Annotated in this window: 18 protein-coding genes and 2 pseudogenes; 10 read left to right on the forward strand and 10 right to left on the reverse strand. The window is 60.4% G+C overall.

The genetic code is table 11. The annotated features are described in order from the left end of the window. Positions 1 to 77: 77 nt before the first annotated feature. The 4 genes from AOQ71_RS19340 to AOQ71_RS19355 form a co-directional block, all read right to left on the reverse strand. Positions 78 to 851, reverse strand: coding sequence for a class I SAM-dependent DNA methyltransferase (locus tag AOQ71_RS19340; protein WP_057749368.1), 774 nt, complete (start codon positions 849 to 851; stop codon positions 78 to 80). Beyond that, the gene (locus AOQ71_RS19345; RefSeq protein WP_057749371.1) at positions 848 to 1,969 is read right to left on the reverse strand and encodes a DegT/DnrJ/EryC1/StrS family aminotransferase; all 1,122 of its coding nucleotides are present in this window, start codon (positions 1,967 to 1,969) and stop codon (positions 848 to 850) included. The genes AOQ71_RS19340 and AOQ71_RS19345 overlap by 4 nt, the downstream gene beginning before the upstream one ends. Continuing rightward, positions 1,969 to 2,355: a cupin domain-containing protein gene (locus AOQ71_RS19350; RefSeq protein ID WP_057749374.1), complete on the reverse strand. Its 387-nt coding sequence runs from the start codon at positions 2,353 to 2,355 to the stop codon at positions 1,969 to 1,971. Before AOQ71_RS19350 ends, AOQ71_RS19345 begins: the two co-directional genes overlap by 1 nt. Positions 2,356 to 2,417: 62 nt before the next feature. Then, positions 2,418 to 3,743 carry a class I SAM-dependent methyltransferase gene (locus tag AOQ71_RS19355; RefSeq protein ID WP_245316986.1) on the reverse strand — a complete coding sequence of 442 codons (1,326 nt, stop codon included), beginning with the start codon at positions 3,741 to 3,743 and terminating at the stop codon, positions 2,418 to 2,420. A 685-nt stretch (positions 3,744 to 4,428) separates the two neighbouring features. Here AOQ71_RS19355 and AOQ71_RS45985 point away from each other — a divergent pair. The 3 genes from AOQ71_RS45985 to AOQ71_RS19370 all read left to right on the forward strand — a co-directional run bounded on the left by AOQ71_RS45985 (position 4,429) and on the right by AOQ71_RS19370 (position 7,097). Further along, on the forward strand, positions 4,429 to 5,463 hold the full coding sequence (locus tag AOQ71_RS45985) for a methyltransferase domain-containing protein (RefSeq protein WP_057749379.1): 1,035 nt from the start codon (positions 4,429 to 4,431) through the stop codon (positions 5,461 to 5,463). Between the two features lie 91 nt (positions 5,464 to 5,554). Beyond that, the gene (locus tag AOQ71_RS19365) at positions 5,555 to 5,902 is read left to right on the forward strand and encodes a hypothetical protein (protein ID WP_157083575.1); all 348 of its coding nucleotides are present in this window, start codon (positions 5,555 to 5,557) and stop codon (positions 5,900 to 5,902) included. Between the two features lie 19 nt (positions 5,903 to 5,921). After that, on the forward strand, positions 5,922 to 7,097 hold the full coding sequence (locus AOQ71_RS19370) for a CgeB family protein (RefSeq protein WP_057749387.1): 1,176 nt from the start codon (positions 5,922 to 5,924) through the stop codon (positions 7,095 to 7,097). Positions 7,098 to 7,309: 212 nt separating this feature from the next. Here AOQ71_RS19370 and AOQ71_RS48125 read toward each other — a convergent pair whose 3' ends face one another. Further along, positions 7,310 to 7,504: a hypothetical protein gene (locus AOQ71_RS48125; protein WP_245316998.1), complete on the reverse strand. Its 195-nt coding sequence runs from the start codon at positions 7,502 to 7,504 to the stop codon at positions 7,310 to 7,312. Here AOQ71_RS48125 and AOQ71_RS48130 point away from each other — a divergent pair. Further along, positions 7,454 to 7,594: a hypothetical protein gene (locus AOQ71_RS48130; protein WP_245317005.1), complete on the forward strand. Its 141-nt coding sequence runs from the start codon at positions 7,454 to 7,456 to the stop codon at positions 7,592 to 7,594. The two genes, AOQ71_RS48125 and AOQ71_RS48130, sit on opposite strands and share 51 nt — an antisense overlap. A gap of 1 nt (position 7,595) precedes the next feature. Beyond that, positions 7,596 to 8,804, forward strand: coding sequence for a glycosyltransferase (locus AOQ71_RS19375; protein WP_057749390.1), 1,209 nt, complete (start codon positions 7,596 to 7,598; stop codon positions 8,802 to 8,804). Between the two features lie 19 nt (positions 8,805 to 8,823). On the opposite strand, the gene AOQ71_RS19380 is transcribed toward AOQ71_RS19375, so the two are convergent. Beyond that, positions 8,824 to 10,323, reverse strand: coding sequence for a lipopolysaccharide biosynthesis protein (locus tag AOQ71_RS19380; RefSeq protein ID WP_157083576.1), 1,500 nt, complete (start codon positions 10,321 to 10,323; stop codon positions 8,824 to 8,826). 575 nt (positions 10,324 to 10,898) lie between these two features. Between AOQ71_RS19380 and AOQ71_RS19385 the strand changes: the two genes are divergently transcribed. From AOQ71_RS19385 to AOQ71_RS19400, 4 genes are all read left to right on the forward strand, one after another. Continuing rightward, on the forward strand, positions 10,899 to 12,716 hold the full coding sequence (locus AOQ71_RS19385) for a hypothetical protein (RefSeq protein ID WP_057749396.1): 1,818 nt from the start codon (positions 10,899 to 10,901) through the stop codon (positions 12,714 to 12,716). Between the two features lie 492 nt (positions 12,717 to 13,208). Beyond that, the gene (locus AOQ71_RS19390) at positions 13,209 to 14,741 is read left to right on the forward strand and encodes a hypothetical protein (RefSeq protein ID WP_157083577.1); all 1,533 of its coding nucleotides are present in this window, start codon (positions 13,209 to 13,211) and stop codon (positions 14,739 to 14,741) included. A 226-nt stretch (positions 14,742 to 14,967) separates the two neighbouring features. Then, complete coding sequence (locus tag AOQ71_RS19395; RefSeq protein WP_162268382.1) at positions 14,968 to 15,981, forward strand: glycosyltransferase family 2 protein; 1,014 nt, start codon at positions 14,968 to 14,970, stop codon at positions 15,979 to 15,981. 20 nt (positions 15,982 to 16,001) lie between these two features. Continuing rightward, positions 16,002 to 17,111 (forward strand): glycosyltransferase family 4 protein, encoded by a 1,110-nt coding sequence (locus AOQ71_RS19400; protein ID WP_162268383.1) that lies wholly within the window; start codon positions 16,002 to 16,004, stop codon positions 17,109 to 17,111. A 305-nt stretch (positions 17,112 to 17,416) separates the two neighbouring features. On the opposite strand, the gene AOQ71_RS19405 is transcribed toward AOQ71_RS19400, so the two are convergent. Further along, positions 17,417 to 19,495: an NF038122 family metalloprotease gene (locus tag AOQ71_RS19405; RefSeq protein WP_057749409.1), complete on the reverse strand. Its 2,079-nt coding sequence runs from the start codon at positions 19,493 to 19,495 to the stop codon at positions 17,417 to 17,419. A 336-nt stretch (positions 19,496 to 19,831) separates the two neighbouring features. Between AOQ71_RS19405 and AOQ71_RS19410 the strand changes: the two genes are divergently transcribed. Then, a complete protein-coding gene (locus AOQ71_RS19410; protein ID WP_057749412.1) occupies positions 19,832 to 21,025 on the forward strand; it encodes a CaiB/BaiF CoA transferase family protein in 1,194 nt (397 codons plus the stop codon). Positions 21,026 to 21,115: 90 nt separating this feature from the next. On the opposite strand, the gene AOQ71_RS19415 is transcribed toward AOQ71_RS19410, so the two are convergent. The 3 genes and pseudogenes from AOQ71_RS19415 to AOQ71_RS48145 form a co-directional block, all read right to left on the reverse strand. Then, entirely contained in the window at positions 21,116 to 21,991 is an 876-nt protein-coding gene (locus tag AOQ71_RS19415) for an outer membrane protein (protein ID WP_057749415.1), read from the reverse strand. A gap of 159 nt (positions 21,992 to 22,150) precedes the next feature. Then, positions 22,151 to 23,227 (reverse strand): annotated as a pseudogene (locus tag AOQ71_RS49740) (tripartite tricarboxylate transporter permease); the annotation flags it as partial. A 1-nt stretch (position 23,228) separates the two neighbouring features. After that, positions 23,229 to 23,525: pseudogene (locus AOQ71_RS48145) on the reverse strand (tripartite tricarboxylate transporter permease); the annotation flags it as partial. Positions 23,526 to 23,534: the final 9 nt, after the last annotated feature.

A 23,534-nucleotide genomic window follows, 5' to 3' on the forward strand; every position in this document is an offset into this window, starting at 1 on the left:
GCCAGCATCTTGAATCATATTCGCCCCAGTTCCGGAATCCCTTTCGATTCAATAAATCTGTGAACCGCTCTAGTACATCAGACCGCGACCGCGACCATCGCTGCAGCCCACCTGCCCGCACTCGCGGGCGCATCGATGTCGGGGAAACCCGTCAGTGCCATCAGCTGAAATCCGCTGACACGAAGCATCAATTCGAGCTCCAGCGGAAAGAAGTACCGGACCCTATGCGTCTCTTGTGTTTCATCGGGGACGCGATCGCCTTGTAGGCGCGTCACCTTGACCGTAATCTCGCAACACTGTTGGTCAGGCAGATGAACACCTGAAGAAGATCTCACAATGCGTACATCGCCGCTGTCGAACTCTCGGGTGTTTTCGCCTGGCGGATCCGTGACCACGGCCGGCCCATACCAGAAGTCCGCAATCAGCAAGCCGTTCTGCCGCAGATTCTTTCGCGCAGCTCCGAGCGCGCCCAGCGCGTCGTCGTTGCTGGTCATATAGCCGATGACGTTGAAATTCATCGCGGCCACATCAAATGGCGAAGTGGCCGAGAACTTCCGGATGTCCCCGGAAAGAAATTTCGGATTGGCGGCGAGCTTCATCTGCGCCGCGCGGTCGCGCGCACGCGCGACCATCGCCTCGGACTGATCGATACCCGTGACTTCCAAGCCGTTACCAGCGAAAATGACGGCGTGCCTGCCGGTTCCGCAGCCGAGGTCGAGCATTTCCCTGATTTCGCCGCGCCCGAACCTTGCGATCAGACTACCCACCGCCTTGCATTCGGCAGCGTAGTTCTTTTCGGCATAGACCGTGTCATAGGTCGCCGCGTAGGAGTCGTTGAAGACGCCTGTCACGAAAGAACCTCATGAACCGCGACGCTGACGCGATCGATCTGCGCCTCGGTCAAGCCAAGTCCGGAGGGAACATACAGGCCGCGACGCGCCAGTCGTTCCGTCACCGGATAGCTGCTGCCGGCAAACAGGCCCCGTTCTCGCAGGACCGGTTGCTCATGCATGCCGAGGAAAAGCGGGCGCGTGTCGATGCCCTTTGCGCGCAAGCGCTTGGCGAACTCGACGGCGTCAAAGGGCACTTCATCGGCAAGGATGAGGCAATACATCCAGTAGACGTTCTTTGCCCATTCCCGCTCGACCGGCAGCGTGATCTGCGAAAGATCGGACAGCCGTTCATGATAGGCCTTGGCCATCTTGCGCTTGCGGCGAATATGGTCCTCAACACGGTCGACCTGAGCCACGCCGATTGCAGCCTGAACATTAGTGAGGCGATAATTGTGACCGATTTCGGTGTGATAGAACCGCCGCTCCGGGCGGAAGCAAAGATTGCGCAGAGAGCGCAACCGCCCGGCATAGTGGTCACTGCTGGTGACGACCATCCCGCCCTCGCCAGTTGTCACGATCTTGTTGGCATAGAAGCTGTAGCAGGCCATGTCGCCGAAGCTGCCGACACGACGGCCCTCGACCTCCGCACCGTGAGCCTCCGCGGCATCTTCGATGACGCGCAAATCGTGCTTGGCGGCAAGCTTCATGACACGGCGCATGTCGACGGGGTGCCCGAACATATGCACCGGCATAATCGCGCGCGTTCGCGGGGTGATCGCGGCTTCAACCTGATCGAGATCCATGCACCAGGTTTCCGGGTCGCAATCCACCAGCACCGGCACGCAATCAGCCTCCAGGATCGCGATAGCGCAGGAGATGATGGTGTACGAGGGCATGATGACCTCGGAGCCGGGCTCGAGGCTCAATGTTTTCATGGCGACCTGGAGGGCCGTGGTGCCATTGCTGACGGCCACACCGTGCGCGGCGCCGCAAAATTGCGAGAATTTGCGCTCGAACTCCGGGATGAAACGTCCTTCCGAAGAAACCCAGCCGGATTCAACGCACTCGTTGACGAGGGCGGCCGTGTTGTCTCCGATCAGGGGCTCGGAGACCGGAATGAACGAGGCGGCTTCCATTACGACCTCGGTGCGATCAGAGGAACGTCAAGACGGAAAGTGTCCTTCTCGTAGTCCTCACCGCCGCGCGGGCCGCGGGTCAGCACCAGAAACGTCGTATCTTCCAGGGCCTCAAAGGCGTGCCGCTCATGAGGAACGCTGAGGATGAGATCGTTAGGCCCCATGATCGCCTCGGTCGGCGCCTGGTCCGGCATTTGCGAAACGGCGCGAAGCTTGCCCGACAGCACGTAGAGCCACTGCCAGGTCTCCTTGTGATAGTGGTTGGCGCGAACCGCGTCCTTCCGGCTGTGAATGATGGTCGCGTACTCGATGGGCTCCCGCTGCAGCACGTCGATGATTTCCCCGCGCTTGTCCGCAAAGGAAATCGGAAGCTTTTTTACATCCATCTCATGACTCCCAGCTGCCGAAGACACATTCAGTCGCCCGGCAGGAATTGGTTGGAACGATGTCAGCCGACGATCCTCGGCGTCGGAATCGGGATGATGAACTTGCCGCCCCGATCCGAAAATTCCTTCAGATTGTTCATGATCTCTTCGGCAAAATTCCAGGCCAGCAGAAGCGCATAATCGGGCTGGTGCGTAAGTAACATATCGTCCGGAACGACTTCAATGTTCATTCCCGGCGTGTAACGGCCGATCTTCAGCCGGGATTTCTCGGTGACGAAGTCGAGAATATCGGTGCCGAGCCCACAATAATTCAGCAGGGTCATTCCCTTTGCCGGCGCACTCACCGCAACTATCTTGCTACCGCTTTGCTTGAGGCCGGTCAGCATCGCCCGCAGCGCCAGGCGGTTGTTGGCGACACCCTGCGCGAACTTCCGCAAGGTATCCAGCTCGTAGATTTTCTCGCGTTCTTCATTGGCCAGCATCTGTTCGACGATCGGAGCGACCGGGCTGGACGAGACGCCGATCCTGCGCACGAACAGGCGGATCGACCCGCCATGGATGTCGCGCAGTTGCACGTCGAATATCTCCATGCCGAACTGCTTGAAGAACCGCACGAGCGGCTTCATCGACAGATAGGACAGGTGCTCGTGATAGATGGTGTCGTACTCAAGGCTGTGCAGCAGTTCCAGGAAGTAGGGAGCCTCGATGATGAAGGTGCCGCGCTCGGCGAGTAGAATGGAGACGGCCTGCATCAAATCATGCAGATCGCCTACATGAGCGAAGACGTTGGTTCCGGTAATGACCGAGGCCTGCCCCTTGCTGGCAACGACCTTCTTGGCGCTTTCGCTGTTGAAAAACGCGGCCACCGTCTCGATGCCGTTCTTGTTGGCGATCTCCACGATGTTCGCCGCCGGGTCGACGCCCAGCACCTTAGTGCCCTGCTCCTTGAACATCTGCAATAGCACGCCCACATTGCTGCCGATATCGACGACCAGATCGTTCGAGGTCAGACCGAGCAGGCGGGTCGTGGTGCGTGCAAACTCACCCCAATGCCGCCGGCCGGCCGTGGTGGTCGAGGATTCGTAGGGGTAGTCGTCGCAGTATAGAATCTCGGGCGGCACCACATAGTTGAGCTGGATCAGCCCGCACTCTTCGCAGATCGCGACCTGCAGCGGATAGGCATCCCGTTGCTCGCTGAGCTGGTGCTTGTGCAGGAACTGATCGGCCGGCGGCATTTTTCCCAAGTCGAGAAAAAGCGAGAGACGCTCGCTCGCGCACATGCGGCAATTCTTTACGAACATGGCATAGTCCGTTATTGTGGATTGAAGACGCTCACGGCCCACCCAGACCAGACAGACACGTGACTTATGAGCACAATTTCCGAGCAAAATCGAGAGGTTTAGGCCAAACTGGGTCGGTGATCATCGTCCGGAAATCCTCGTGCGAACGCATTCGATCAAGTTCCTGGTCTGACCTGGGCTCAAGACTCCTCGGTAGCGGCCTCACCTCAAACCAGTTGAACTGAAGGGCGCCCCCTGGGCCTGAGCCCGAACTGATTAGACATGTCCACCGGAAAGGTCAATCCGACAGCGCCGCTGCTAGAGGTATTCGGCCAAAGAGAGCGCCCGAGCCCGACAGCTCAACACCCTCGAATGTTTGTGCCCAACTTTTCGCGGATCACCGGTAATCATTGAGAAGGGGTGCTCCCGATCAGATAAAGTCGACAATGACGCGAGCTTTGCGCGGAGCCTCTCGTTAATTGCTTGCGCCAGCAGTGAGCTCTGCCGCCGAACAAGGCTGCGCTACTCGCGTTGCGGCCCAGAGCGCCTCAGTAATGGGGAACTCGACAAAGCTGCAGCGCCTGGCCGGCGATGGTCAGCGCGGGACTGGCCCATCCGTTCGCTCCACCGTTGCAATTGACCCCACGCGCTCTTAAGAAGGGCCGACAGCATGAGTTGCGCCTCGTCGTGAGTAGACAGGCAAAAGAGGAAGCCCTGCTGCATCCGCTTGGGCGTTCAATCTGCCTCCACTTCCTTCAAATTCGTGACCGCTTTACTTGAACGGGATACCGCCGTGACAGACATCAAGATCGAGGGACTTGTTTGCCCGGTCACCAAGATGCCATTGACCATCCTTGGCGATCAAGCCGTCTTCACTGCGGACAGGAGCATCGCGTACCCGTTGCAGGACGGTATCCCTATTCTGCTCGGACCTGAAGCCATCACGGACAAGTCGTGGATCCACGACACCCGGGCGCCGCAATATGCAGAAGCGTACGCCGAGATGGAGTTCTACAACTCCATTGGTCGCAAGAGGGCCGAACAGGTGCGCACCGACGGCTCGCCGAAATCCGTTGACTCGATCGGCATGCAGCACGTGTTCCGCATCGCCACTCTTCCACCTGAGCAACGCTACCGGTTTCCCGAGCCGTCCACACTGTGGGCCTGCGACAACATCGACGCTGCGAGCGAGACCGACTGTTACCGTCACATAGGCCCCGTCATCGGGAAACGGGTGGTCCAGGTCGGCGGCAGCGGAACGGTGCCACTTCTGCTTCTGCTGGCCGGCGCGGCAGAGGGGATATTGATCACGCCGATGATCGGCGAGGCGCTCGTCGCACTGGAAATCGCCAGGCTCCTCAAGGTTCCTCTGCGCTGCCTCGTCGGCATCGGCGAGGAGATTCCTCTCGCCGATCAATATACCGACGTGTGCTTTGTCGGCGGCTGCGTGCATCATATGAGAACTGAAATCGCAATCCCGGAGATGGCCCGCATCCTCAGACCGGGCGGCAAATTCGCGGCTATCGAGCCCTGGAAAGCGCCCGGCTATACAATAGGCACTGCCATTTTCGGCAAGCGGGAAGCCAATCCATTCTGCAGCCCGATCACCGAGGAACGTGCCGCTCCGTTCTTTCGCGCGTTCGCAAGCGCGGATTGCGTGCATCACGGGGCGATCACGCGCTATCCCGCCATCGTCGCGCAAAAGGCCGGGTTCAAATTGTCGGTGCCGAAGGCCGAGTGGGTGACCCGGGCCGACGATGCGATCTGCAACTGCATCCCCTTCGCTCGCAAAATGGGCAGCGCTATTGCCATGCTGGCAACCAAATAGCCCAGTGGTAAGACCGGTCGAAACGGCGATCATTCCGCCTTGTCAGAATACCTTCCTCAAGAGTTTTATGTCATGTCCCTACAAGGAGCCATTGGCTGTCGTGATGCGAGACAGCTATCATATCGGCTACTTTAACGCCTCGCTGTTTGCCACGGAAGGTATTGCGTCGGTCGGCCCGAGGCTCGCCCCATTATTATCCGCTATCGTCTGCGGTCTTTTAATCGGCCTGGGCAACCGAGCATCCTCGGGCTTGCCTGAGCAGTTCATTCTTCTCTCGGGGGGATTGTTGCTCCAAGTCGTCATGAACGTGCCGTTGACAGTTGCTGTCGTGTCGCACGGTGAGGCAATGATGTTTCTGCTTTGGTATGTTACGCCGCGGGATGTAGTGGATCAGCCGCTGACGCGTCTCGTCCAGGGCGCAGGCGGCGGCAAACTCTGATCCAACAGAATCGACATTCATGCGCGTACTCATCCTCAATGCGGACTACTCGCGATTCCTGACATGGCTGTACGGTCGCCACCCCAGTCTGGCGACAGCGTCGTATGCGGACCAAATGAACGCGCGCAACGCCAGCCTGTTCGGCGTCAATGATTTCTATTCACGGAACTTCCGTGCACTAGGGCATGAGGCGAAGGAGATCCACGTCAACAATGCGTGGCTCCAATCGGCCTGGGCGCGCGAGCACGGCATCACCTGGGATGCGCCGAAGTCGTCGGACGTGAGCCGAAAGGATCGCCTGCCGGGTTGGTTGCAGCGGACCATCGCGCCGATGAAGCCAATGCTGCGACCGCTGGCCCGGCGCATCGGACTGAGCCCTCGCCTGGACCAGCAACTCGAGCGCGTTCTCCTCGCCCAGATCGAAGATTACAGGCCGGACCTGATCCTCAATCAGGACGTTTTCTACGTGACCCCCAACCTGGTCGAGCGCATCAAAGCCATCTCCGGGTCAAAGGTCATCGGGCAGGTGGGCATCGAGCCCTCTCGCGGCGAGAATTGGCGGGTCTACGATCTCATGCTGTCGCAATTGCCGCGCGTGGTTGCTATGTTCACGGCGGCCGGCGTGCGCGCACGCGTCAGCCATCTGGCTTTTGAGCCGGACATCCTGCAGCAATTGCCGCCTGCCACCGCCTTGGACATCGACGTCTCCTTCGTGGGATCCGTATCGGAGGACCATCGTGAACGGATTGCGCTGCTCGAATTCGTAGCGGAGCGGTTCGATCTGAAGTTGTGGGGAAACATCCCTAGTTCGTTACCCGCCGCTTCGCCACTTCGCAGATGTTTTCAGGAAGAAGTCTGGGGCTCGGACATGTACCAGGTTCTGATGCGCTCCCGCATCACCCTGAATTCCCACATCGACATCGCTGGAAGCGAAGCAGGCAACATGCGCCTGTTCGAAGCAACCGGCGTCGGAACATTCCTGCTGACTGACTTCAAGCGGAACCTGCATACGCTGCTTGAACCGGATCGGGACGTCGCTGTCTGGCACTCGCCCGGAGACTGCGCTGCGGCCATCGATCGTTACCTGCGAAACGATGGCGAGCGCAAAGCAATCGCTGCCACCGGGCAACAAACCACCCTTGCCCGCCACAACTATCGCGCACGAGTTCGAGAGATTTTGGACTTCATCGCCTAGGAGGAACGCTGAGTTCGTCCGCCGCGACCGCGACCTTGACGTAACCTGCGAAAATGGCCAAAGTCACCTGCCTCAAACCTAACATTTTGTAATGGTTGACCTTTTGAGGAATCCCAGATGAATGGAATTGAGCGCTGCCGATTCATTGGCGACCGAGGGCAGATCGCGCGCTCCGCGGAGGCTCCGAGAGAAAATCCGACGTCAGCGGTTTTTCAAACTACGCCCACTGGTACGACCTTCTCCACGAAAACAAGGACTATTCGTCGGAAGCGGCATTCGTCGAAGGACGTCTTCACCATCATGGCGCAACTTCCGGCAAGCTGTTCGACCTCGGCTGCGGAACGGGCGTCCATGCCATCGAACTCGCCCGTCGTGGCTGGAGTTCCGCCTGCATCGATCTCAGCCACGACATGATCGCCAGGCGACCAACTGCCCGGAACAGGCGGGATTTGAGCCGCCTACTCGGTCGCCAGGAAGAGCGCCAAGGAGTGAGCTGAGGTGAAACCGTTGCGCCTAGCGGTGATGCTGGAGCAAGCCATTGAAGTTGGTGGCGGCTTCCAGCAGCCCCTGAACGATGCGTTATGGCTCCATGATTGGGCGAAGAAGTCCGGCAATGTAGTCGTGGTGTATTCGCCCTACCCGCGGACCATAGAAGCCCTGAAGGAATTCGGGATCGAGGGCCGCCTGCTCAAATTCGGTGTTCTGGATCACGGATTTCTCTTCCTCAAATACTGCCGCCCGTTTGATCTCGTCCAGATCGCGCTCAAGGCCAAGTCGCTCTTCGAGAGAGCTCTGATCAAGGATGGGATCGACGTTGTTCATTTCACGTCGACGTCGAAGCGGCATCTCCTGCTTTACCAGCTTCCGTTCACCATCACGGTCTTCGATGGCTGCCATCGCGACACTCCGGAATTCCCGGAGGTTCGAGCGTTCGGCGAATTTGAAAGGCGGGAGATCTTATTCGGCTTGGCCTGCACGAAGGCGGCAATTGTGATCGCCAATGCCCCCGAACTGGTCGACAATCTTTGCCGGCGATACGCCATGGAGCGCGACCGCGCCGTCTGCATACCCCTCTCGCCATCGCCATATGTCGCGCAATCGACAAAGGCCGGTGCAACCGACGCAGCGGTCCTGGGGAAGCATGGGCTTGAGCCCGGCTATCTGTTCTATCCGGCGCAGTTCTGGCCGCACAAGAACCACATGACGCTTCTCATGGCGCTCTCGCTGCTGCGCGAAAAAGGCATCACAGAGCGCCTGGTGCTGTGCGGTTCGGATCGGGGCGGTCTTGAAAAGATCGACGCGGCCATCGCGGCCTATGGTCTCTCCAAGCAGGTTTCCATAATCGGCTTCGTAGATTCGTCCGACCTCAGCGCCCTCTACCGCGGGGCCTTCGCGCTGGTCATGCCGAGCTATTTCGGCCCCACCAACCTGCCTCCGCTCGAAGCCTGGGCGGTTGGAACACCCGTCATCTATCCTGAGGCCTTCAAGGACCAGGTCGGGGACGCCGCCATCCTGTTCGACTATGATGAACCCCAGTCGCTGGCAGATGCCATCCTCGAGCTTCGCAGGGACGGCACGCGTGAACGCTTGTGTAAGGCGGGCTATCGTCGGCTGGAACAGTTCGCAGCCGAAATCGAACTCGGACGAGAGCGGTTCACACAACAGATGCAGCGGCTGAAACACCGCTTGGCGTTGACCCTGTGCTGAACCATCAAAGCTTGCCTTGTCAGGAGGGAATCAGAGCGATCAGGCTTGCGCGCAAGCCTGATTTCAGAAGCGGACTTGCGATCGCGCCGACAATCATCAGCCAGATCACGCATTCGGACAGGAAATGCGTTACTCCGCTCCCGGGTGCAATTCCAGCGACCATCGTCCCCAACGCCCAGCCAGGTGCCACGATGGTCACAGCGATCAGGGCCAGGAACGCCACGTGCCGGAGCGGATTTCGCAAGGTCTGCCTCATCAAGAGAATAGCGAGCAGGCCAAACTGGATGCCAAAGTCGCTCGCGACGATGGCGATAGCCGCGCCAAGCGGACCGAGCCCGCGTATCAGCAGGAACGACAGTCCCAGAAACACAATGAGCTGCAGTCCCTTAGTCCGTACCAGCAGATCGGCGCGGTTGCTGTGGCTGGCAAAACCAAGCGCCAGCAAGGCAGGAGCGACGGCAGCGGCCCCAAGCAGCAACGTGACCGCGAGCGGCATGTCCAGGGGAATGCTGCCGTGGGTCCAAAGCGCAAAGAAGTCGGCCCAGAATGACAGCAGGCCGGCCACGACGGCGCTGGCGAGCGCCGTCACGAGCACCGAACCATAGGCATAATGCCGGCGCAGCCGCTCATGTTCGCCGACCGCATAGTCGTGACCAAGTTCTGCCGCCATCGGCAGGACCATCTGACTGCAAAACCCCCTCACCAGACTTGCCATGACGCGCGTCAGCCCCCACTGGGCGACCGCGACCCGATCTGCAACGAAGGCGCTGACCAGGAGCACCGGCAGATTTGTCATGGCCAGTTCGGCCCCGTTCGCGACGCCGAATGGTATGGCGCGACCGAGTTGTCCGATGCCCCACCGCCACGACCACGCACAAGGTCCACGTTTGAGAAATGGAAACAGCCGCGGCGCATCGATCGCAATCAAGAAAAACGTAAACAGAAGCTGCATCGAGATATAGGCGATCGCGACAGCAAGCAGGCTGCCAAACAAGGCCACCGCCAAGATCTGCGCAATCTGAGTCAGCAGGAGAGCGCCACTCAGCAGCCAGGCGATCCGCCCAAATTTTCCCCGCGCGCGATAGAGGACTGAAGTCAGATTGGCAGGCAAAGTAAGAAGCATCCCCACCATCATGACCAGCATGGCGGAATCGAACGAAGCCGTCGCCTTGAACCCCAGCATTGCGGAGGGCCGCAGAAGCAGAACGATGGCAACCACCGCGACGCTCAAGAAGAGGACTAAGCGGAGGTAAACCTGCATTGTTCCGCTGTAGAAACTGCTCGTCCGTCCGTCGCAGTCGGCGCATGACCTGAAGGCAAGGAATCGGTTGACGGCTCGTGACTGAAGACCCGAATCGGCAACGACCATGAAGCTTCCCGCCGCATAGATAGCAAACCAGGCAGCGAGCGTATCGCTCGACCAGAAATGCAGGAACGCCGGAACGAGAACCAGTTGCTGGGTCAACCCCAGGACGAACAGAACGAGATTTGCCGACCAGCCATGCAGAAGTCGACCCAAGCGGCCCTCTGCTCCGGGACCGCTGCCTGACCCCGTGCTGCCTTGCGCATCCGCCTGTGTGCCGGTCAAGCCCCAACCTTCCTCAAAACGTGAGCTCGCGCAGCGCCGGAGAGCACAGCAAGCTGATACCTGTCCATGGCGATAGCCACTTGATTCCTGCGAGAGAAAACGCCACTTTGGCGCTATTTCATCCCTCTACCGAGCATGTCTTTTAAGGCGGCCCGTAAATCGGGGCAATGCCGTCGCGAGAATGTCGCCGTTTGAACGTCGCGCGGCGAGCCGTCAACTCCGCCGGTCTCGCTTCTCCACACGAAGAGGTTCGAACCGCTATCGCGTTCACAAAGGCATTCGCCTTCACCCCTCGCTTGGCATGATCACATGCTCTAAGAATGCAACATGCGGAGAAACCAGCTCTCCGTTCCGACAAACCGTTGAAACAAGGTGTGCGCGCAGTGAGCTCAGGTCGCCTGCTATGGCGTGGCTATATACCCGGACGTCTGCTGCGTTGGGCCCAATTCTTTCCAAATTATCGGTTTGTTCCCGCACTCTCGATTGTGCTGGCCACAGCGATTACCATGCTGCTTGTCATCGATCGCGGCTTCGATTTGACCGACGAGGCGATGTATCTGTACGACATGGAGCATGCCGGGCCGAGTTCGGGGACCCACATTTACCTGATCGCCGGCAGGCTGGGCCACCTGTTCCACAACAACATCGTTGTCTGGCGCGTGATTTCACTTTGCCTGAACATGGCCGGCTCTTTGATCTTTGCCGCTGGATTCTGGCGCCTGGGCACAGGCCTGGGTCTCTTCGGAAATTCCCGCTCGAAATCGGACCGGACGGGATTCTTCATTGCTATTCTGATCGGGTCGCTTGGATATTACGGTGTTGGCCCACCTTCTCTTTCGTCGAACAGCGTGGCGGCCTTCGGCTTGGTCTCCGGCACGGGACTGCTTGCGCTTGCGGTGACGGCCGCGCCCGGCATCCGACGTCACGTCCTGATTGCGCTGTCGTCGCTGGCTATCGTGTTGCTCGAGGCGGCCCGGATCAGCGCAGGCGCAGGCTATCTGCTGGCCGCGCCGGCGATGCTCTGGCTGGCCTCCACGCTTTTAGGCTGGCAGGCGACGATCCGGCTCGCCCTGGTGCACATCCTATTCGGAGTGCTCTGGACAATCGTGCTGGCGACTGCGTTCGACGCTTGGCAGCAGATCTTGCCGGTGATTCAGCTCATGCTGAGCACAGGCAATTCAGAAGGGTCGTCCTATAACTACGGGGTGCTGGCTGAGCAGCATCTAGTGGATCTTTTCGGCTTTGCCTGGCAATCCCTGCGCTATGCAGCCGCCGCCGTCGGGGCCGGGCTCCTTGCGAGCCTGCCGCTGGGCTGGCGAGCTTTCTTCACGTCTCCGTCGCCTCCCGTGCTCCGTCAGGTCCGAGCCAGTGTCCTGTTTTTTGCAGCTCTCCTGCCGTTGATTCCGCTGTGGGACTACCTTTCGCTGGTCAACATCTTCGCGAACTGGCCGTCGGGCCTCTGCGCCGACGCCGCCATGATCGTCTGTGACCAGCCGATTGGCATGACCGGTCGGCCCTTCATGTATGCCGTCGGCGGACAGATTGTCGTTGCGGCCCTGTTCGCAATGCTGGATCGGCTCCCTCCGAAAAGCGCACCATTTAACGAGACCGGTCGCTGGACCGCCTCGGCCTGGTCGATTCTGCTCGTTCTGTTGCTGATCCTCACGATCGTCACTTCGCTCGGCACCAATACCGGCTTGCTCGCGCACAGCATCTTCTGCATGGGGCCCCTGATGGCGGCGGGATACATTGCGCTCACACATGCGGGTTTGCGCCTCGGCCGGATACCTGGCTGCGTTGCGCCCGTCTCCCTCATCTGCTTTTCGTTGCTTGTGGTCGTCTCCATTGCACATAATCGCCTGTTCTTTCCGTATCGGTTGGATGGGACGATCTTCAGGCAGACGACACGGCTCGATCACCCGCCTGAGCTCAAGGGTCTCAAGGTCAGCGCAAGCCTGTCGAGCGAGCTGGCGAATATCGAGCGTACCCTTCTAAGCGCCGGCTTCGACCCGCAGCGCGATCTTGTTCTCCCTATCTACAACATGCCCGGTCTTATCGTCGGCACCAACACACGCGCATTCGGATTCGCCTGGCTCGACACGGGGCCAGGCTGGGACGAGATCAACTGCCATCGTATCAAGACCGATCCGGCCGACCTTCGTTCTATCGGACGGCTCTTCGTACTGTCCAACAGCCCAGCAAGTCCTGCTTTGGCCAACTGCCTGAGGGAACGCGGTGTCGATATGGCAGCCGAGCAGCGGATCGCGACCATTCCAGTTGAAGCTACTCCGCCCGTAAAAGTGGGCATCGTCCCCATTCCTTAAGGGGACCACCGCCAGTCACCGTCTTCTCAGGATATCAACCCGACCAGCCTCATAATGTCGTACACCACTCCTCCAGACCGACGGCGCGCCTGCATCCTCTATGTCGGTCTTGCCGTCGCCGTCGCGATCTCGCTTCTCTCCTATTTCGACGCGTTGTCTCAGTACGCGACCGCTGACCAGGACGTCACTGCGCTCCGGCTGACCAATTTTCTGAAAGATCCGCGATCGGCGTCTCTGGCACAAGGATCGATGATTTCCAACCTTGTTGTCGCCGGACCCGCGCGGCTGCTTGCGGACCTGTTCGGCTGGTTCTGGCACGCCGACGATCTCATCGTCTGGAATATCCACTCCACGAAGATACTGCCCTTCGCCATCGTCCAGGTCACGGTCTCGCTCGCGCTAATCCTGTATCTGGCGCACTCCGCGACCGAACTGGCGCGCCCCGGCGCCACATCGCAGCGGATCGCCCTTCTCTTCGCACTGGCGCTGATCATGAACTGCCCGATGCTCAAGGGGCTCGTGAAGGTTCTAAAATACGACGCGCTGTCGACACTGTTTTCGGCAATCGCCGTGCTTTGCTATCTGCGCTATCGCACGGCCAGTCCATCCTCCTCCAAAGTCTTTCCGCTCGCATCGATCGGCTTCTTCGCGGCGCTCGCCTATCTGGAGAAAGATTCCACCATCTCGAACGCGGTCCTGATCCTCCTGATTGAAACAACATTGATCCCGTTTTCGTCGGCAGACGGGCGCGCCGCACTGCTTCGGCTGACGCGCTTTCTCGGCGTGGTCGCGCTGAGTTTCCTCGTCACCAGCTTTGTCGCCTCGCCGCTGTACTGGCGGCACCCCCGCGAGATCTCGACCCTGTTTTCAAGTGTCGGGCCGTATCTCGTCAACGTGCCGATGGGACTCGCCCTATTGGGCACCGTGGTGCTGGCCTCCCTCTATATCCTCGTTCCCATGATACGGCCGGTATGGCCGGCGCGGATCGGCCTGCCTGTGTTCCAGAAGGCCGTGCTGCTGTTTCTCACCGCGGCAGTCGGGGTCTTCGCCGTCTTGAGTGTGATCTTTCAGGAGAACCTCATTTTCGATCCGACCATCGCCGGCAATGATCTCCACCCTGCAGATCTTGCGGCACGATCAATCTACGTGTCGAAGCCGATCGCCTTCAGCTCCATCACGACGCTGGACCAGAGCGCCTGGATCACCCACGCCAAGGTTCTATTCGGCATAATCAGGACGCTGTTCTACACGCTTCCGGAGATCACGGTCGTCATGATCGTGACCGCCGCTCCGCTATTTCTGTTCCTGTCCCGCAACGATGAATACCTCTTCAAGTCGCATGCAGCCACCCTGCTTCTGCTGATGGCGGTGCCAGCCGCAACGCTGCTGGCCTACGCAATCGGCGACGTACCTTTCGACCCGAAATATCTCGTCCTCGTAAGTCTTCTCCTCACCATCTATGGGACGTTTCCGGCGCTGGTCGCCCTGGCCAAAGCGCCTCCGCGCGTCCCTGCCACGACTGCTTATCTCTTGGTGACGTGCGCCGTCCTGTGGACCGCATTTGAAGCGGCTCCCACCAACCTGCGCTACAAGAACATCCTACGCGATCGCACCGTTGAAAATGCGTCGGCCATCGATATGAACCATTACATCTGGTGGATGTGGCCGGGCTGGGGAGAAACGACGTATTTCATCTCTCGCTATCTGGAAAAAAATGCCGATCGACCGGCAAAAATTGCATTCGACAACCGACGGCCGTTCTACACGAGCCCTTCACTCAATTGGATTCAACTCGACTTCGACCAATGCCAGTCTCTGGACGATTTGAGGGCGATCTTGAACGCAACCGCCGTGGCGGATTCCGATTTCCTGGTCGTCAGCAAGAATATGGCCAATCGACGCTGGTGTTTGAATCAAATCTTGCGGCAGATGCGGGACAAGGCGGTCTATGTCGATCGCCAGCAGGGCTTCGATTACGGCTGGCTGTTCAGATACAGCGATGTCCAGCGGACGTTCCAGCATTGACGACGCGTAGCCCGGCATGCTGGCGCGTGCAACGCCGGTTGACAGACCCAGCCGCTTCGACCGGCCTTATTCGCGCTCCAGTGGAAGACGGCGGGAGCCGTTGAAAAGCTTGACAGATCGGCTATAAGGCCGCCCAATAATGCGGCCAGGGGTTGGGAACCACCCCGAACCGCCGGCGCCTACCAGTCATCCTGCTCGCAGAAACATGATTTCCAAAGGAGCCCTTTTGGAACGCACCCAGCTCAGCGTCGTCATTCCCGTTTACAACGAAAGGGGGGCTCTGACCAACCTCATCGGCGAAATCAGGTCGGTCTGCGAAACTCATAACTACGAGTATGAGATCATCGTGGTCGACGATGGCTCGACTGATGGCAGCGCTGAAGTTGCAGCCGGCTTGCCCGGGGTCACGGTCGTTTGTTTCCGCCGGAATTTTGGCCAGACCGCCGCCTTCGACAGCGGCTTCCAGATGGCAAGATTCCCCTATGTCATCACCATGGATGGCGACGGACAAAACGACCCGAACGATATGCCGAAGATGATTGCGTATCTGGAAGCGAACAACCTCGACGTTGTCGCCGGATGGCGGAAATCCCGAAAGGATACATTCGGCAAACGCATCATCTCGCGGGGCGCGAATCTGCTGCGAAAGATGTTCCTGCGGGACAACATCCACGACAGCGGCTGCTCGCTCAAGATCTTCCGCCGCGAGTGCTTCGAGAATTTGCGGCTCTACGGCGAGATGCACCGGTTCATTCCCGCCCTCCTGCAGATGCAGGGCTTCTCGGTCGGCGAGATCGCGGTCAACCATCGGCCGCGAACGACCGGGCGTTCGAAATACAACGTATTTCGGACATTCAAGGGCCTTGCCGACATGATGCTGCTGTGGTTCTGGCGCAGCTACTCGGTGCGGCCAATCCACCTCTTGGGAAGCGTCGGCGTCCTACTTCTCGTGATATCGGCTCTGTTCGGACTGCGAACCGTGTACCTGTTCCTCAACGAGCAGAAACTTTCGAGCACGCTGGAGCCGCTCTTGACCGTGTTCACCTTCATCGCCGGACTGCTGTTCGTATCGCTCGGAATCCTGACGGACCTCCTCATCAAAATCTACTACGCCGTGGAAGACATGCCGTACTACTCGATCCGCAAAGTCATCCGCCCGGGCTCGGTCGGCGAGAAGCCGGTCACGATCCCGACCAGCAACGCCAGGCAGGCCGACAGCGATCGTTCATTGGCATCCTGATGCCGAGCCGTGAAAATCACATGGCATCGAGCGAGATCTCCGATCTGGCCATTTCTGCCTTTCCGCTCTCGAAGGGGCACAGCACGGGTCGGGGTCTCGAGCGTGTGATCGCCGAACTCGTTACGGGCCTGGAAGCCATTGGCCAGCCCTACACGTTCTACGACCGCGGCATCATTCGCAGCGAATTGTTGGCCATGACGCAGGCCGCAAGTTTCACGCTCGAACTGCGCCGCAAACGTCACGACCTCTGGTTCGCGGTCTACCCGATCGCCGGGATCTTTCCCATTTTGGCTGCACAGCGTCCGGTCGTCACGGGTCTGTACGATCTCATCCCGTTCCTTGCGACGGGTTACGACAATGCCGCCAAGTACTTCATCAAGCGCCGCTGCATCGAATTTTCATGTCGCCGCAGTGACGGCATCATCGTTCCATTTCCGTCGACGGCCAAACAAATCCGTGAGTTGTTCGGTGTCCCCGCTGAGCGGGTCGAGGTCATCCCGCTCGGCGTCGACCACAAGACCTTTTTTCCCGAACCTCAAATCGAGCGACGGCCCCTCCACTTCGGCTTCCTCGGTGAGGCAAAACGCGCCAAGGGTCTGGACACGGCGATCATCGCCTTTTCGAAGATCTTGCCTCAGTTGCCCAACGCCCATCTGTGGATCGCAAGCGACGGCAACGAGATCGATGAGATGAAGGAACTGGCGCGACGCCTGATACCGGAGCCGAACTACAAGTTCCTAGGCTTCATCCCCGAGACCGAGATCCGCCGCTTCTATTGTGGCCTCGATCTGTTTCTATTTCCGTCCCGCTACGGTTTTGGAATGAGCCCCGTCGAGGCCATGGCTTGCGGAACGCCTGCGATCGTCGGAAGGACCCTGGATTCGGAGGACTTCTTCACTCAGGAGCTTTCGCTGGCGGACCCGAACTCTCCCGATGAGCTTGCCCAGCGCATGTTGGTCCTATGCACCGAGCGAGACCGCTACAACGAGCTGCGCGATTGGGGACTTGCGCGCGTCCAGACGTTATCATGGGAAAGCATGGCGCGCCGTTACCTGGCGTTTTTCCAGAGGGTCAAAGCGGACTATGCCGTTCGCCAGAGCCGAACCGAGAGAGCAGCATCCGAAGCATGAAACCGGCGGTCGAACTTGCCGGAATGCTCGGAAGGTTCGCTTTCGTGGATCGACCGTTTGGCTGCTTGACGCGCGCGCGATGCTCGCCGTCGCGCAGAGAATCGCGATCGGACACTTCGCGCTGGCGCGCGTGATTGCGGGGGTCGTGATGATCCCGACTGCGGCGCCCTGGCGACATCATTCGCCTCGTCTTTATCGGGCAGCTCTACCGGGGCCTTGCCGGAATGGCTGAGAACGCGGAAGTTTCAGGCGCTCAAGGCGGCAGCCAATCACTGATGACTCTGGTCTTCTGAGATCATCGCGCTTCAGACCAGAAGATCGTGACCGATATGGAGCAGCGCATCTGGCTGGGTCGGTGATGATGGCGCAACCACGGTGATCTGGGTTACGTTGTGGTTGTTGTTGGTCTCGTTGCTCTCGGCGATTGCGTTGGTGTAGTCCGCGATCGCGCCAATGTAGTAGGTTCCTGGCGCCACGTTGCTGGGCAGCGTCAACGTGATCGCCTGGTGATCGTAGTAGCCGGGCGTTCCGTTGGCCGTCAGGCCAGGAGAGGCGACCGTGCTCAGCAAGGTGTCGCCTGTCGTGATCGTCGCGTCCGTGGAGAAGTAAAAGCCTGAGGTCGATGGCGCAGCCGCAGCCTTGCCAAAATTCACCACCCAGAAGTCAACGTTGGTGCTCCCGCCCGCCGCGATCGTCGTGCTGCTCACGCTGTCGAACGACGCGGTCAAATCGGGCAAGGCCGGCGCTGTCACCGTGATCTGCGTAACATTGTGATTGTTGTTGGCCTCGTTGCTCTCCGAAATCGCATTGTTGTAGTCCGCGATTCCGCCGATGTAATAAGTGCCGGGTGCCAGATTGGCGGGAAGTGCCAGCGAGACCGTCTGGTGATCGTAATAGCCCGTCGCCCCGTTCGCCGACAGCCCTGGCGAGGCCACCGTCGTCAGCAGCGTATCTCCCGTCGTGATCGTCGCGTCGGTCGACAGATAGAGGCCCGAGGTCGACCCGGCAGCGGCAGCCTTGCCAAGATTCACCACCCAGAAGTCAACGTTAGTGCTACCGCCCGCCGCAATCGTAGTGCTGCTTACGCTGTCGAACGACGCGGTCAAATCAGGCTTGGCCGGCGCTGTCACTGTGATCTGCGTAACATTGTGATTGTTGTTGGCCTCGTTGCTCTCCGAAATTGCATTATTGTAGTCCGCGATTCCGCCGATGTAATAAGTGCCGGGTGCCAGATTGGCGGGAAGCGCCAGCGAGACCGTCTGGTGATCGTAATAGCCCGTCGCCCCGTTCGCGGACAGCCCTGGCGAAGCCACCGTCGTCAGCAGCGTATCTCCCGTCGTGATCGTCGCGTCGGTCGACAGATAGAGGCCCGAGATCGACGCGGCAGCGGGAGCGTTGCCAAAATTCACCATCCAGAAGTCAACGCTAGTGCTACCGCCCGCCGCAATCGTCGTGCTGCTTACGCTGTCGAACGACGCGGTCAAATCAGGCTTGGCCGGAGGGTGATTCACATGAAAACCCAACGCATCGAGCTGCTTCAGGTCGACCGCCGAAAGCGTCTGGCTTGTGGTACCTGTGTAGAACTCGTTGAAGGGATCGTTCGGCCCTTGCACACCGGTATTGAGGAAGTCGCTGGGGTCGGATGTCTGGCCGTAATCGGCGATCTTGCTCGCACCGTTGTCGAGCGAGAAATAGGCTGGCGGCGCGGTAGCGCCGCCCTGGAACAGGTGGACGTTTGGGCTCGTGAAGCGGAAGAAGTCAAACACATCGGGCGCCGAACCATAGGGCACCCGGCCCATCGCGTGGGTCAATTCGTGCAGCGCAACGCCGACCACCAGATTAGGGTCGATGTCGGTGGAAAAATACGCGCTGGCGTCGTCGGTCGTGGTGTCGTTGGCGCCGATGACGCCCCAGAGCTTGAGCTGCGCATTCCAGACTGCGACGTTCGATTGTCCCTGAATTGTGGAGCCGGCCGGCAGGCTGTTGAACGTCGTGTCGCCGGCGGTCGCATTGTTGACCAACTGCGAGTGGGTCCAGGCATAGGTTTCATAATAGCCGCTGTCAGGGCCCGCCGCAGCGCCGCCGCCCGTCCCGCTATAGTCGATGTTGATGTTGACCGTGATCTTGTCGGTGAGGTTGGCGGCCAGGATCGAGACCGCTTGTTGCAGGCCGTTCTTGAAGCTGGTCGGCGCGGCCTGTGCCGCCGCATCGAGGATCAGGTTGATGGTGATGCCACCCGAGTTGACCGACATGACGGAGCCGGTCGTGGTGGTCGAACCGGGAGTGGTTCCCGCGGTGTCCGGGAAATAGCTGCCCTGAATGCTATTGCCGACAACCGTATAGAACGGATCGTCGGAGAGCAGTTCATCGATCGATGTTCTCATCGTAATGTCTCGAATCGAGCTTCAGTCGAGGTTCGACCGCCGCCAAAGAATGTCCGGTGCTGCGCGCCGGCCAGGCTCGGGCGTCAGGATTCAGTCCCCCGCGTTAATTTGTGGTTTCATGGAACCAGCAATGCGAGCGTCAGCGAGTCTTTTGTTCACAAAGCCTCTGTCGATTCAACCCGGGCAACTACCGTCAACAATAACGTAACATTCAGAGAGACCTAGCGAATTCTGCGGCAGCCGCGGAACAAGGTACCCTGCTCGAGGCATTGAATTCCCGCTCGAATTGACCAATCAGAATCACTAACCCCTCCTCGCGTTCACCGGAGCCTCGAAATGCCCTTTCCTCACGCTTCCGAAGCCCTCTCGCGCTTCATCGTGCTCGATCTGACCCGTGTCCGCTCCGGGCCGACCTGCGTGCGCCAGCTCGCGGATTGGGGCGCGACGGTGATCAAGATCGACGCGCTCACGGAAGATGCCGGCGGCGAGCAGCCGGGCGGACCGCGGCGTGGTTCCGACTTCCAGAATTTGCACCGCAACAAGCGGGCCATGACGCTGAACCTGAAAGACGAGCGTGGGCTCGCCGTGTTCAAGCGCCTCGCCGCCAAGGCCGACGTCGTGGTCGAGAATTTCCGCCCCGACGTGAAGAAGAAGCTCGGCATCGACTATGAGAGCCTCGCTGCGATCAATCCGCTCATCGTCTATGGCAGCATCTCCGGCTTCGGTCAGGACGGCCCCTATCACAAGCGGCCCGGCTTCGATCAGATCGCGCAGGGCATGGGCGGGCTTATGTCGATCACCGGAGCGCCCGGCCAGGGCCCGATGCGGGTGGGCATCCCCGTCGCCGACCTTACTGCGGGCCTGTTCTGCGCCATGGGCATCCTCACAGCGCTGCTGGAGCGCGAGGTCTCCGGCAAGGGTCAGTGGGTGCAGACCTCGTTGCTCCAGGCCCAGATCTTCATGCTGGACTTCCAGGCCGCGCGCTGGCTGATGGAGAAGGAGGTGGCCAGGCAGGCGGGCAACAATCACCCGACCAGCATCCCCACCGGCGTATTCAAGACCGCGGACGGCCATATCAACATCGCGACGACCGGAGGGCGAATCTGGGAGCGCTGCGCGCAAGCCATCGGCGCCCCCGAACTCGTCACCAATCCCGACTACGCCACGGCGCCGGCCCGCTCCAAGAACCGCGACGCGCTCAACGCCGAGATCGAGAAGCGCACGGTGACGAAGTCGACCGAGACCTGGGTCCGCGAGCTCAACGAGGCCGGCGTGCCCTGCGGGCCGATCTATGCCATCGACCAGATGTTCGAGGACGCGCAGGTCAAGCATCTCGGTATCGCGCAGGACGTGCCCAACGAGGAGGGCCGCCACATCCGCCTGGTCGGCCAGCCCGTGACGCTGTCGCGCACGCCGAGCAGGATGGTGGCGCGGCCGCCCGAATTCGGCGAGCAGACCGACGAGGTGCTCGCCGAGTTCGGCCTCGGTGCCGGCGAGATCGCGGCGCTCAAGGCCGCCAAGGTGGTGTGAGGATCAGGTCCGGCCGGTCCCGACAAGCGAAGAGGCCCGGCGCAAGCGCCGGGCCTCCAGAGCATTTCCGCAAAGTTCGTCGGTCTGGCGTCAGTACTTGGCGACCACCGGGCCCGAGAAGCGGTAGTTCACGCCGACACGGAGAATGTTGTCGGTGAAGCGGGTGCCGAAATTGCCGGTCGTGGTCGTCGTCGCTACGGTGTTGAAACCGATCGCCGGCGTATTGAGCGCGTTGGTGACGGTCGTTGCGCTCGCCGAGGCGCCGTTGAACGAGCCGAGATCCATGTAGAGATATTCGACCTTCACGGACCAGTTGCGATCAATCGCGAACTCGCCGCCGGCGCCGACCGTCCAGCCGGCCTTGGTGCCGCCCCAGCCGATGCCGATCGCAGGCGCGCTCGCGTCGAGGTGTCCGTAAGCGAGACCGCCGGTCGCGTATAGCAGCACGCGCGGACTCGCGACCCAGCCGACGCGGCCACGCACGGTCCCGAACCAATCGAGCTTGTAGTTGGCCGGGAACAGCACTGAACCCGCGGGACAGCCGATCGCCGAGCAGACGCTGTTCGTCGACTTCTCGTCGCTGCCCTGGATGTCGGCTTCAAGACCCCACAGCCAATTGCTCTGCTGCCAGTTGTAACCGAGCTGGCCGCCGCCAAGGACGCCGTTCACGTTGGAGCGGCCCCAGATCGTCTGCGCCGCCAGCGGTGTCACGACGGGGCCGCCGACCGGGGTCGGGCCGGCCGTACGAAACACCTGCACGCTTTGGGTGCCGGTCAGGGTGCCGTCATCGCGCTCGCGGCCCCAGCTGTAGCCGACATTGCCGCCAATGTAGAAACCGCTCCAATTATAGCCGGGATCGACCATGACCGGCGCCTTGGTGAAGGGGCGCGCGGCGAGGTCGGCAGCCATCGCGTTGGTGCCCAGCACACAGATCGCTGCAGTGATACCGATTGCAATTCGCTTCATAAAAACCCCTTCCAATAGATTCTGGGCGCAGCATAACTGCTCGCATCGCGCCCGGCTGTCGCACGGGGGCAACATTCGGAAACAATTGTTCCGCGCGGGCCGAGGCCCGTGTCCGCCTTCCAGCACACTCATTGATTTTTCAGAGCTTTTTGCCCGCCTCTAACCCCGGCCGATCTCCATGCGTTGCCCGAGGCTGGTAAACAGACGGTCAACCAAAGGCCAAAACAGCAGCAGGAGCGCCAGGGTCGTGATCGAGCCGACCAGGACCACCAAAGCCGAGCATCAGCCAGATGTCGAACATCGCGCTCTGGATCGCGTAGGCCCCGATGGCGCAGGACACCACGATCATCGGCGCGATGGCCGCGAACGGCACGCGCAGGATCGAGGCGAAGATCGGCACCGTCGTCAGCACCAGCACGAGGCCGACGACATTGCCCAGATACATCGAGGCGATCAGGCCCCAGACGAAATCCTTGTGCTCGACGAACAGCAGCGGGCCCGGATTGAGCCCCCACACCATCAAACCGCCGAGCAGGATCGCAGCGGCGCCGGAGCCGGGAATGCCGAACGCCAGCATCCGCAGCAGCGCCGAGGTGCCGGAGGCATGTGCCGCCGTCTCCGGCGCGAACACGCCTTCGATGCGGCCGTTGCCAAGAACTCTCGGGATCCTTGGCGAAACGTTTTGCCAGATTGTAGCCCATGAAGGACGCAGCGATCGCGCCGCCCGGCGTGATGCCGAGCCAGCAGCCGATGAAAGAGGAGCGCAGCAACGTTACCCAGTATTTCGGCAGGTCCTTCCACATACTCAGCACCACGCGCAGCGAGATGCTCGCAGCGTGACCGCGCAGCGCCAGCCGTTCCTCCATCGTCAGCAGAATCTCGCTGATGCCGAACAGGCCGATGACGGCGACCAGGAAGTTGATGCCGCGCAAAAGCTCGGCGAACCGAACGTCATGCGCAGTTGGCCGACACCGTGTCCATGCCGACGCCGGCGAGCAGAAGGCCGAGTGACATCGAGATGACGGTCTTGTGCCTGGCTTCGCGGCCCAAGCCGACGAAGGAGCAGAACGTCAACAGATACACCGCGAAGAACTCGGGCGGACCGAACTTCAGCGCGAAGGACGAGATCATCGGCGCAAGGAAGGTCATCAGCAGCACTGCGACCAGCGAGCCGATGAAGGAGGACGTGAACGCCGCGGTCAGCGCCTCGGCCGCCCGGCCCTGCCGCGCCATCGGNCGGATAGCCGTCGAACGTGGTCGCGACCGACCAGGCTTCGCCGGGGATGTTGAACAGGATCGAGGTGATGGCGCCGCCGAACAGCGCGCCCCAATAGATGCTGGACAGCATCACGATCGCCGAGGTCGGATCCATCGTGAAGGTCAGCGGCAACAGGATGGCGACGCCGTTCGGCCCGCCAAGGCCGGGCAGCACGCCGACAAAGATGCCGAGCACGAGGCCGAGCATCATCAGCACGAGCGTCTTCCACGTCAGCAGGACGATGAAGCCGTGAAGCAGGAGACCAAGAGCTTCCATCGCCCAGGC

The organism is Bradyrhizobium manausense (assembly GCF_001440035.1).
Lineage (GTDB): Bacteria > Pseudomonadota > Alphaproteobacteria > Rhizobiales > Xanthobacteraceae > Bradyrhizobium > Bradyrhizobium manausense.